Annotated in this window: 7 protein-coding genes; 5 read left to right on the top strand and 2 right to left on the bottom strand. The window is 54.3% G+C overall.

What is annotated here, in order from left to right:
• The first annotated feature begins 75 nt into the window (after positions 1-75).
• From EJP87_RS09620 to EJP87_RS09610, 3 genes are all read left to right on the top strand, one after another.
• A complete protein-coding gene (locus tag EJP87_RS09620; RefSeq protein ID WP_130471655.1) occupies positions 76-501 on the top strand; it encodes a hypothetical protein in 426 nt (141 codons plus the stop codon).
• 168 nt (positions 502-669) lie between these two features.
• Positions 670-1,794, top strand: a complete 1,125-nt coding sequence (locus EJP87_RS09615; protein ID WP_130471654.1) for an ATP-binding protein — start codon at positions 670-672, stop codon at positions 1,792-1,794.
• The gene (locus tag EJP87_RS09610; protein WP_130471653.1) at positions 1,785-2,609 is read left to right on the top strand and encodes a hypothetical protein; all 825 of its coding nucleotides are present in this window, start codon (positions 1,785-1,787) and stop codon (positions 2,607-2,609) included. The genes EJP87_RS09615 and EJP87_RS09610 overlap by 10 nt, the downstream gene beginning before the upstream one ends.
• 51 nt (positions 2,610-2,660) lie before the next feature.
• Here the strand turns inward: EJP87_RS09610 and EJP87_RS09605 are convergent, their stop codons facing one another.
• On the bottom strand, positions 2,661-6,593 hold the full coding sequence (locus tag EJP87_RS09605; protein WP_130471652.1) for a hypothetical protein: 3,933 nt from the start codon (positions 6,591-6,593) through the stop codon (positions 2,661-2,663).
• Positions 6,594-7,187: 594 nt separating this feature from the next.
• On the opposite strand from EJP87_RS09605, the gene trkA reads away from it, so the two are divergent.
• Positions 7,188-8,534, top strand: coding sequence for a Trk system potassium transporter TrkA (gene trkA / locus EJP87_RS09600; protein ID WP_130471651.1), 1,347 nt, complete (start codon positions 7,188-7,190; stop codon positions 8,532-8,534).
• Complete coding sequence (locus tag EJP87_RS09595) at positions 8,531-9,967, top strand: TrkH family potassium uptake protein (protein WP_130471650.1); 1,437 nt, start codon at positions 8,531-8,533, stop codon at positions 9,965-9,967. Before trkA ends, EJP87_RS09595 begins: the two co-directional genes overlap by 4 nt.
• A gap of 144 nt (positions 9,968-10,111) precedes the next feature.
• Here EJP87_RS09595 and rlmM read toward each other — a convergent pair whose 3' ends face one another.
• Positions 10,112-11,278, bottom strand: coding sequence for a 23S rRNA (cytidine(2498)-2'-O)-methyltransferase RlmM (gene rlmM / locus EJP87_RS09590; protein WP_130471649.1), 1,167 nt, complete (start codon positions 11,276-11,278; stop codon positions 10,112-10,114).
• Between the last annotated feature and the right edge of the window lie 499 nt (positions 11,279-11,777).

Here is an 11,777-nt window from a genome sequence, read left to right as displayed (position 1 = left end):
ACCGGTTTTCATGAGGCAATTATCTGATTGTGCGTTGCCAAGGGGGTGGGCAGGGCAGATCAGGAGGAGGGGATTATGAAAAAGACGCTGCATCGTTTGGCGGGTTGGCTGGCTTTGGTGTTGATTCTCTGCTTTTGGTGGTCGAGCCTGCTTGTGGAGTTGTTTTTCTCGACGGCGGCGCTGGTCTGGGTCAAAAACAGCATTGTCTCTGCCCTGTTTCTTTTGCTGCCCTTGATGATGCTGGCGGGTGCAAGCGGCTTTGCTTTGGCCGGGCAAACCACCCATCCTCTGCTGCTGGCCAAACGGCGGCGCATGCCTTTCATCGCCTTGAATGGCCTGTTGCTGCTGCTGCCGTGCGCACTCTTTTTGGCCCACCGTGCCAACCAGGGGCTCTTTGATGAGTGGTTTTATGCTGTGCAGGGTCTGGAGTTGCTGGCAGGGGCAGGCAATGTGCTGTTGCTCTCGCTCAACATCCGCGATGCCCGCCGGTTTGCTGGGTAAAGCGCTCTCTTGCCGCAAATTGTATCACAACTGCATGGGGCTACAATGCGCGTGCAGGGATCCTGTCGCAGCCAGCCTGCGACAAATTCTGTGGCAATTTGGCAGTCAAAGCTATAAACTGGCAACAGTTTTTCCGCAGACCAAGGCAGGGATCCTGGAGATTTGTCTATGCGCGTTGCACGGGTAAAATTGGAAAATTTTAAGCGCTTCAAAGATCATGAAATAATCATCCGCAATACTGTTACTGAGGATATTGCAGAGAGGTTTTTGTTGCTTGGCGATAATGGGACAGGAAAAACAACTATTTTACAAGCGATTGCTCTCTGTTTGTCAAAAATTTCTGGGACTATCCGTGACACAGCGGAATTTGATTGGCAGGGTTGGGTGCCAGGACGCTATGAGAAATCCGGCGTCCCAGTTGTTGAATTAGACATCTGTTTTAGTGATGACGAGATAAAAGCAACTCAAGATGTTAGTGAGTTGTGGTACAAAAATAATAGCAAATATGTTTCCGGTAAAAAATGGATTTGTCCTGGAGATGCCAAAGAGGTGACTGTACGTCTGGAAGGCGGTTGTTTTTCTACTCATCATGGTAAGTTGGAAAATATTTTTCAGTTTCGTGGTCGTTCCTATGCCGCGCAATTGCTGCGTAATGGAGTGGAAGAGGCCAGAGCATATTTTCCTCGTCTGCCAGGTTGTTTTTGGTTTGATCAATATCGCAATATGGCTTCACCGTCGGCGGATCCTGTGGAACAAGGTCAAAAATTGTTTGCGGAGAGAGAGACGGAATACTCCTCCCGTCGTAACCGTCACTATGCAACAGGTGTATCGCGATTGAGAAAACATCTCATCAGTTGGATGTTAAGCCGGTTGATGGGCGCGCCCAGCGATTGGCTCACCGAGCTGGAAAACAGCTATAAAATGATCTTTCCTGGTCGCTCATTCGCTCTGCCGGAGCCAATGTTTCGCGGAGGCACGCCTACAGTAGAGGATTATTATTTTTGCTTGCAGGATGGTAATAGAACTTATGATATTGAAGAGATGTCTGCAGGAGAGCAGTCTGTTTTTCCCATGCTGTATGAATTTGTGCGCATGCAAATTAGCAATTCCATTGTTTTGATTGATGAAATCGACCTTAATCTGCATCCTCCTTTGGCACAAGCGCTGTTGATGGCCCTGCCTGCGCTTGGTGCGCATTGCCAATTTTTGCTGACAACACATTCGGAAGCCATCACTGCTCTGGTTAGTCCAGGTGAGATCTATCGCTTGGAAGGAGGGCGGTTATGTCTGTAACGTTGCTTTTTTGTGAGGGCAACTCTGGTAGCCCTGATGCCTTGCTTCTCGGCAAACTGCTTGCGGGATTGTGTATGGTCAAACCCGGCGGCAGTAAGCATGGCATGGGTGGCAAAATTATCGATAAGCGCCTGGAAAATATAAAAGATGTGTACGGTATTCTGGATGGCGATTTTGCAGCAGATTGGCAACCTCCCACTGGCAAGCTGCACACTTGGCAAGCCAAGGATGGCACACATTTCGGTTGGCGTTGGGAGCGCACGGAAATCGAGAACTATTTGCTCGATCCCGATATTGTTGGCAAAGCATTGGGAGATTTGGCGCCAAACTATAATTCATATGTACAGGCTCTTGCTGCAGCACGGGATCGTATCGCCATCTATCAGGCAGCCCGCACGGCTTTGCGCAGTAACCGGCCAAAATATCACCAACCGCTTGCCTCTTGTTTTGGTCGTGCACGCGGGCGCGAAAAATATTGTTTTCCAGATGCTCTGGATGAGGGCTCTTGTCTGGATGGATTGAAAAAGAATGTTGCCCAGTATACGGGTGCCAACCTGGTACAAGAGAGCGTTGTTCTCAACTCTTTTACCTGTTTTCTTTCTGAATGTTGTCCAGGTGGTAAACGATACCAAAACTATTTGTCCGCCTTTTCCGGCAAGGATCTGCTTCTGGCCATGGAGGATTGGCTAAAGGCGAATGGTTATGCTGGTGCTTTTGCTTTTCGGGAAAAAATCCTGCAAGGGCTGCACAAGAGCAGCGATGATATTGCCTTGTGGTTGCCTGAGTGGCAACATCTACGTACAATCGTGCAATAAGACTTAAGATGCAGCAATTGCTTCTTGATTTCCTGGAGAGTGGCCTGCTTCCTACGGCGCACTCAAGCTGCCGCCAGCGGCGATATAGGCCAACTGTTGGGCCTTGTTCATGACATTAAACTGCTCTTGAGTAAACAGGGCAATGCCGCTCTGCAACAGGGCAAAATCACTGGTCTGTAAACCGGGAATCTGGTTGCTGCGCAAATGAACAATCTGCCCACTCAAACCGGCCACCTGATCATCACTCAATGCTTTGATCTGTGCGGTGGTCAAGCCACCAATCTGTGTTGCCGACCATGCGGCAATCTGCTCCGAACGCAAGCCCGCCTCCTGACTGCGGCTTAAAGCCCCAATCTGACTGCCTGTCAACCCCAGCATCTGCGTGGTGCTCAACACCGATAACTGCTCGCCACTCCAGGCCGCTATTTGCACCTTGCTCAAAACGCCAATCTGCGTTGCCGTCAAGGCCGTCAACTGCCCCTCCTGCAAACCAGCCAACAGGCGGATCGATAATCCTTCAACCTGCTTGCTGCTCAAAGAGGCAATCTGGGTGTGCGACAGGGCGGTAAATTGGCTCACCGTCAGGCGCATCATCTGGTTGGCTGTCAATCCTGCCAACTGCGTGGTGCTCAAAGAGGCCAACTGATCGGCCTGCATGGCCATAACCTGCTCCGTGGCCAAAATATGTATCCCCGTAGAGCTCAATCCCGTCAACTGCTCGGCGGTCAAGGCCGCCACTTGCCGGGTGCTTAACCCCTGCAGTTGGCGGGTGCTCAAGGCTGCTATATCCTCCGCATGCAGGCCAACTATCTGGGTCAGGGTCAAAGAGCGCAGCAAGGTGACCGTTAAACCAGAGATTTGTGAACTGCGTATCGCCTCCATCTGCTGCATGCTCAAGGCCGAGATCTGGCGGGTGCTCAAGACCGCCAAATCCTCCGTCTCCAGCGCACTGATCTGGCTTGCCGTCAACGCTGCCAGTTGCGATGCCGATAAACGCATCACCTGGGCGGTGGAGAGACGGGCAATCTGGGTCGTGCTCAGGGCTGTCAACTGTTCGGCCGATAAGGCCCCTACCTGCTCCACCGTCAACGCCGCCTCCTGGGTCATGCTCAAATGAGCCACCTGCTCACTGCGCAAGGCCAAAATCTGCGGAATGCTCAAACTCTGAATCTGCTTGCGACTCAACGCCTCCAACTGGGTCACTGTCCAGGCTGCTATCTGCTCGGTACCCAGTGCCTGGATCTGGGTGAGAGTCAACTGTGCCACCGCTGAACTCGACAATGCCGCAATCTGCTCCGTGCGCAAGGCATGGATCTGTTGAGCGCTGAAAAAGCGCACCTGATTGCCCTGCAACTGCTCGATTTGAGTTGTTTGCAAAGCCAAGAGCTGGCTGCTGCTCAACTGCGACAACAGGGTGCCGTTCATGCCATCCACCTGGGTCGCAGTGAAAGCGGCAATCTGTGTGGCCTGCAAAGCACGCAATTGTGGCGTGTTCAAAGAGGCCATTTGCGTTGCTGTCAATCCTTGAATCTGCTCCGTACTCAGTGAGGAGAGCACCGTCGTGCTGAACACAGCCAACTGACGGCTATCCAATGAGCCGATCTGGCTTGCCGACAAGCCACTCAACTGGCTGCTGCTCAAACGCTGCAACTGGGTGCTGCTCAAACCGGCCATCTGGGTGGTGCTGATGGCTGCCAATTGACTCTCTGTCCAACCTGCCATCTGCAGCGGGGTGAACAGGCGAATCTGCTGGGAGAGCAGACCCACAATCTGGTCGCTCTGCAATGCGGCTACCTGGGTTGTGGTCAAAGCCATAATCTGGTTGCTCTGCAAGCTGCCCAGCAGGGTGGCGCTCAAACCGGCCATCTGGGTCGTGCTCAACCATTTGATTTGTGTGGCGCTCAGGCCGCGCAGTTGCGTGCTGCTCATGGCCAGCAATTGCGTACTCTGCAAGGCTGCCAACTGCTCACTCTGCAACGATCCCATCTGTTCACTGTTCAGGCCGGACAACTGCTGGGTTGACCAATGGTTGACCAGTTCAGCCGCCAAGGCGCGCAGTTGCCCGGTGGAGAGTGCCCCCAACTGGCTTGCTGTTAAACCGGCTCCCTGTTCGCTGCCTAACGCCGACAACTGCACCGAGGAGAATGTCTGCAGTTGTCTGTTGCTCAATACCGCCAGATCATCCGAATGCCAACCGCTCATCTGGGTGGTGGTCAGTGCGGAGAGTTGGGTGGTACCCCAGGCGCTCATCTGGCGGGTGGTCAAGGCGTGAAATTGCGTGGCCTGCAAGCCTTTGATCTGGCTGGTGGTCAAAGTGCGAATGTGCGTGCTGGTCAAAGCGGCAATCTGGCTGGTGGTCAAAGCCTGTATCTGCACACTGCTCAACCCTTGCCATTGCGATTGACTCAACAGGGCAATCTGTTGGGTCTGCAACCCCTGTATCTGTTCGGCATTCCACACCGCCAACTGGCTGCTGTTCACCCCAGGCAAGGCCTCGGCAGTGAGGGCAGCAATGGCTGTGGCACTCCATGTGGCTGTCTGGCGGATATGCAGGGCGCTGATCTGACTGGAGCTTAAACCGGCAATCTGGGTTTCGCTCCAGGCGGTCATCTGGGTGGCAGAGAGGGCAACCAGTTGCTCTGTGGTCAAAAAGGAGATCTTTTCTGCCGGTATGCCTGCCAGTTGCGTGCTGCTTAAACGGGCAATTTGTTTGCTGCTCAAGCCTCTGATTTGGGTGGCCTGCAAGGCGGCCATGAACTGATCCGGCAAGGCGGCAATCTGCGTGACACTCAAGGCTTGCAACTGGGTGCTGCGCAAACTGCTCAACTGCTCAGCACTCAAGCTGTGCAGAAGAGTGGTGGTAAAAGCCGACAACTGGGTGGTGGAGAGGGCAAGCAATTGTGTGGAACGCCAATCGCTGATCTGGGTGGCGCTCAAAAGGGCCAACTGTTTGTTGTTCAGTGCCTTGATCTGGCTGGCATCCAGTGCGGTCAACTGTTGGGCGCTCAAGCCCAGCATGGCGTTACTGCTTAAGGCAGCAATCTGGGCGGGGGAAAAACCGTGCATCTGACTGCTGCTGAGCCCCTGGATCTGGCTGGAGAGCAGACCCGGCAGTTGCGCCAGGGAGAGCGAGGCCAATTGGGCACTGCTGAAACCCTGCCACTGGGTGTCGGCAAAGCTCTGCAGTTGCAGCGAGCTTAACCCGGCCAACTGAAATTTGGAGAGGCTGGCCAATTGGACCGATTGTAAACCATCGCACTGCTCGGCGCTCCAGGAGCCCAGTTGTGCCGAGGTCAACCCCTGCAACTGGGCGCTGTTCAAGGCCGCCAACTGCCCGGAGTGCAAACCATGCAGTTGCGTCGTCGTCAAATATTTTAATTGGTTGGCACGCAATCCTTGCAGTTGCTCGATTTCCAGATCAAAAAATTGTGCCGAGGAGAGGCCAGTCAACTGGCTGTTGGCCAGGCCACTCAAAGTCGCCGAGCTCAAACCATCCAGTTGACTGTTGCTGAAAGCGGCCAAATGGCGGGAGCTGAAGCCATTCCATTGGCTATCGGCCAGAGAGGCCAGTTGCAACGAGGTCACCCCTGCCCATTGGGTGGTGGCCAAGGCACTGATTTGTGCCGAACGCAAGCCATCCAACTGGCTGTCGGCCAGCGAATACAACTGCTCTGCCGTCAAACCGTTCCATTGGGTGGTGGCCCAGCGCAACAGCGCCAGAGAGCTCAAGCCATCCAGTTGCGTGTTGGCCAACGAGTGCAACTGGAGTGGCGTAATCCCTTTCCATTGGGTGGCCGCCAAGGATGCACATTGTTGATCGGACAGGCCATTCAACTGTTCTGGAGTCAGCAGAGCCAGAGAACCGGAGGTCAAGCCATCCAGTTGCGTAGTGGCAAAAGAGGCCCACTGTTCGGCGCTCAACTCTGCCAGTTGTGCCGCAGTCAGTTGGGAGAACTGTTTGCTGGTATAGTTGGGCGTGCTCACACCGGCCTCTTGTTAACAAAAGTTACATAATATCAAAGATGCAGTTTAACGGCAGCAGGCTGTGCAAGGCAAGCATTTCCAATCAGGGCAATCGCATTTGAAAATCAGAAAATTATTATGGAGGTCCAGGAGGAGATTATCTCCTCCTGGTAGGTGCAGGGCAAAGCCCTGCTGGTAATGTGCGGCGTTTCACAAAAGCGAATGCGCAGCATTCGCGCACGCCGCATCGATTTGTGCCCCGCAGGGGCACTCTTTGGAAGGGCGGACGCCCGACATGCACAGTTTCGCTTGTGGCAACAGTGAGGAGATTGGCAAATGCGATTGCCCTGCATTTCCAATAGAGATCTCTGAGCTTGTGAATAAATCTACTGTACCGCCCATGGGCGGCGTTGCAGGTTCATGCGCTTGCTCGCGACCATTTTTCACAAGCCCGCTGCGGTCGGCAAAACATGTGAAGAAAAATTACATTTAATTGAAGCAAAATTATATTGTCGAAATGTGACAAGATAACGAAAATGTGTGGCGGATTTTGCCCATCCGGTTGGCTGCTGTCGACCTGGATGCCCTTAACAACCTGCACATTTAATAAAATATATGAAAGTCATTATCATTGGTGCCGGTGTGGTCGGCACCTCTCTGGCCAAGAAATTATCGGCTGACGGTCACCAAGTGGTGGTGATTGCCCAGGAAGCGTCGGTGGTCAAACATGTGCAGGAGAGTATGGATGTGCAGGTGTTGCAAGGGGATCCAGCCGATGGCAGCCTGTTGCAAAGTGCTGGTCTTTTGGAAGCAGAGCTGATTCTTGCAGTCACCGACTCTGATGAGAACAACATCATCACCACCCTGATGGCACAAGCCTATAATCCACAGGCCAAAATTATCGCCCGCGTGCACAAAAAACAGTTCATGGAAAACCCAATCATTGCCAAAGGCATGACCCTGGGCGGAACCATGGTTTTTAGCCCAGAACATGCCGCTGTGGAGATGGTCCTTGACCTGTTGCAGGTCGATCATGCCTTTGAGGTGGTACCCTTCAAACATGGCATGGTGCGTATTGCCGGTTTTCATCTGGGACCGGAGAGTGCGCTTTTGGGCCGCACTCTGCAGGAGTGTGGATTGGCCAAACATGGCGCTTTGGTGGTGGCAGTCGATAAAGGGGGCGAGGTGGTGATTCCCACCGGTCGCACCATTCTCCAGGCCACTGATCGCGTCCTGCTCACCAGCGAAGCGCAGTGTGGTTTTGTACAAATTTTGCCCTTGTTGGGACGCACCCCGGTGCAGCATCGCAAGATTGTGATTGCGGGCGGTGGCTGGAAAGGGGAGCAGGTGGCCAGAGAGATCGAAAAACGCGGTATTCCGGTGGTGATTCTGGAAAAATCGTTGAGTCGCTGCCAGGAGTTGGCAGAGATGCTCGACAATACCGATGTCATCCACTGCGATGCCACCGATCCGGCCACTATTCGCCATATGGCAAAACGGGCCTCCACTTTGATCGGCATGACCGGTCAACAGGAGGTCAACCTGGTCTTATGTCTGTTGGCCCGGCAAGGAGGTGCCAGCCGGACCATCGCCTTGATGGATAACGAAGCCTATCTGACTCTGGCTCCCTCTCTGGGTATTGATGCCGTGGTTAGTCCCAAATTGGCCGCCGTGGGCAAAATTATGCGCTTTTTGAGTCGCGGCAAGGTCATCGATGCCGCTACCGCCTTTAATGGCCAGCTCGATGCTGTCTTTGTCGAGGTTGAGGCCCATTGCCGTATTGTCGGTTTGCCACTCAAAGATCTGGGTTTGCCTAAAGCTCTCCTGGTCGCGGCTGTCGTGCGCAACGGTAAAATGCACATCCCTAAAGGGGATTTTGTCTTTTCCGCCGGTGATCAGGCATTGATTATCACCTCCGCTGGGCACCTGCAGCAGATTGATGATTTTCTGAGGGCCGCATGAATATTTTGTTCGACCTGCGCATGCTCAGCCTGCTGATTGCTCTGGTTGCGCTTTTTCAATGTTTTCCGGTGTTGCTGGCCGTGGCTCTGGGTGAGGATCCTGCCCCCCTCTGGCAATCCATACTCCTGGCATTGCTGGCCTCTGCACTCGGCTTGCTGGCCAGTCGTCGTGCCAGCAATGCCATGTCTCCCAGAGATGGCTTTTTGGTCACCAGTCTGGGTTGGTTTTTGGCCGCTTTTTTTGGCGGTCTGCCCTACGTATTGCATGGGGGGCTTGATCTGCCCTCGGCTTTCTTTGAAGCCGCTTCCGGCTTTACTACCACCGGCTCCTCGACCATGACCGATATCGAAGTCTGGCCGCAAAGCATCCTCTTGTGGCGCAGCATTACCCAATGGCTGGGCGGCATGGGTATGGTGCTGATGATGATTGCCATCTTGCCCTTGCTGGGGGCTGGGGGAACCCAGTTGATGAAGGCAGAGGTGCCTGGGCCCACCAAGGATCGCATGACCCCGCGTTTAATCTCCACAGCACGCGCTTTGTGGGGTGTCTATACCCTGATTACTTTGGTCGGTATCGGCGGCTTCATCCTTTTTGGCATGACCGCTCTCGATGCGGTCAACCATGCTTTTACAGCGATTGCCACCGGCGGCTTCTCTACCAAAAATCTCAGCTTGGGCTATTTCTCCCCCGCCATCCAATGGTGGGCCATTGTGATCATGTTTATGGGAGGAACCAACTTTTTGATCCACTACCGGGTGCTGGTGCATGGTGATTGGAAGGCGCTGACCTATGAGGAGTTTCTCGGTTATTTGGGTATCATTTTTGGTTTTACTCTCTATTGCGTCCTGGTGCTGATGCAGAGTGTCGATTGGAGCTGGGAAGAGCTGGTGCGTCACTCCCTGTTTCAGGTGATCACGATCATGACCACCACCGGTTTTGCCAGTACCGACTGGGAGCAGTGGCCAGCGGTTTTGCAACTGCTCATGGGTGTTCTCATGGTGATCGGGGGTATGTCTGGCTCCACCGGGGGCGGGATGAAGGTGGTGCGGGTCATCATTCTCTTGAAGACCATCCCGGCGGTGACCATTCGTCTGTTACAGCCTTACCAGATTGCTGTCTCCAAAATGGATCGCCAGCCGCTGTCGCGAGAGATTTTGGAAAATGCGGTCGCCACCTTTATCCTCTCCATGGGTTATGTGCTCTGCGGCGGCATTTTGCTCAACGCCATGGATATGGATCTGCTTTCCGCCATGGGAGCCTCCCTGACCGCCTGGGCCAACGTCGGTCCTGGATTCAATACCGTCGGGGCCATGGATAATTTTGCCCATGTCCCTGCCTTTGGTAAAGTGATGCTGGGCTCCATGATGATTGTCGGTCGTCTGGAGATCTTTACGATCTTGATGCTCTTTTCCCATAAATTTTGGCGGAGCTGACTCTTCCCTGGAGTCGGTAAAAAGAGCCCCCACTGTTGTGGTCCTGAGAATATTCAGGCTCCACTTTGCCACTATCGGAGTCCTGCCTGGGTGAATTTTTTCTGTGCCCAGGCAGGAAGATCTGCTGCCTTCTCCCCTGTTTTTTTAGTGCTGCCGCAAGTTTCTGTTGCTTCTCGCTCTTCCGGGTGCGGCAGGGCGGGCATGGCTTCGGGAGTTGTGCATGCTTCGTTGTTTGGCGTTCAATAACAGCAGGCCGGTAACCTCTTCCCGATCGTGGTAGAGATGACGCAGGCGCAGTTGGCAGGAGATGCCGGCGCGTTGCAGGGGAGCCAGCAGCAGTTGCCGACAGTGCAACAGCTCCTCGAAGCGTTTTTTCATCGGCAGTTTCAGGTTGAACAGAGCGGCCCGGCACCATCCTGCCTGGGCCCAGCGGCTGATCAACTCTGCGATGCGTCGTGGTTGTTCCACCATGTCGCAAAAAAGCCAATCGACTGGTTGTTCCGGGCGAAAATGGAAGCCATCCTCGCGCAGATGGCGCAGGCGGGCAGTGTTGTGCAGGGTAGGGGAGAGGTCGGCCCGGTCGACGGCGATGACCGACAGACCCATGTGCAGCAGTATTTGACTCCAGCCGCCTGGGGCTGCACCCAGATCCACGGCCCACTGTCCGGGGGTCAGTCGTTGTTGTCGTTCGTTGGCGTTGAGCAGTTGCCAGAATGCCTCTTCCAGTTTCAAGGCGGCGCGACTGGGGGCTGCATCGGGCAGGCGCAGACGGGGTATGCCCATTGGCCACTGTGCGCCATTGCTGGGCCATGAGAGGCCGCTTAAGGCTTCGCTACCGCTTAAAAAGAGAATTTCCGCACGTGGTTGATGGGGATCATTGCTTAACCAACCATTTTTTTGCAGTGATTCGTGGATGCGACCGTGCAGAGCGCGGCAGAGGGGGGCCAACACCTTTCCGGCTTCCGAATCGGGATAGCCGAGCCATAAACCGGAAAAGGTTCCGACGCTGCGTTGCATGGCGGCCAGGCGTTGCAGCAGTGGTGTCACCCGATCACGGGTGGGCAAGGGATCGTTATTGCTGTCGCAAGCCAGCAGATGGCGGGCAAAAATCAGATCCTGCACGCGCAGCAGTTGCGCCAGTTCGCTGGCCTGTTCGGGATCATCGGGTTGCAGCAAGACATAGGCGCTGCGTTCGGGAGCGCTGCCGCTGCAGTTGATCTGGGACTCTCCTGCTTTGAGCAGAGTTTCAGCCAGGGTCTCCTTTTCAAAGCCGGTTCGGCAATATAAAAACAGGCGGCTGCAGGGATTCATTCCAGCTCCTTTGATAACTATTCACCACCAAAAACAACTGCGGGTCCAGGGAGGGCACCTCCCTGGCCGGGTCCAGGGATGGAATCCCTGGGATTTTGCTTTTAATCCTTTAATCTTTTGCCTTTGGCGCGCTTATCACACCAAGCCGACGCGCTTTTTGCGTCGGCTTAAGCGCCTAATGGAAGCAAGCTATGCGCATTGGCGCGCATTATTGCGCCAATGCGCATAGCATCCCCATGGGGGTAGAGTTGGCGAGCCAGCACGACCCTGAATAAGCACGACCCTGAAGAGTTATCCAGCTCCTTTGTTGCCTGAGTTGCGCATCATCCATGCCACTCTCTCTCGATCATACCCAACTCCCTCTGCCGACGCAATTATTGACAGGGCAATCGCATTTGCAAATTTTCTCACTGTTGCCACACGCGAAACTGTGCATGTCGGGCGTCCGCCCTCCCAAAGAGTGCCCCTTCGGGGCACAAATCGGTGCGGCGTGCGCGAA

It is taken from the genome of Candidatus Magnetaquicoccus inordinatus, assembly GCF_004217665.1.
GTDB classification, from domain to species: Bacteria; Pseudomonadota; Magnetococcia; order Magnetococcales; family Magnetaquicoccaceae; genus Magnetaquicoccus; species Magnetaquicoccus inordinatus.
Note: the sequence above shows the minus strand (reverse complement) of the source record. Positions and strands in the feature narration are given on the sequence as shown.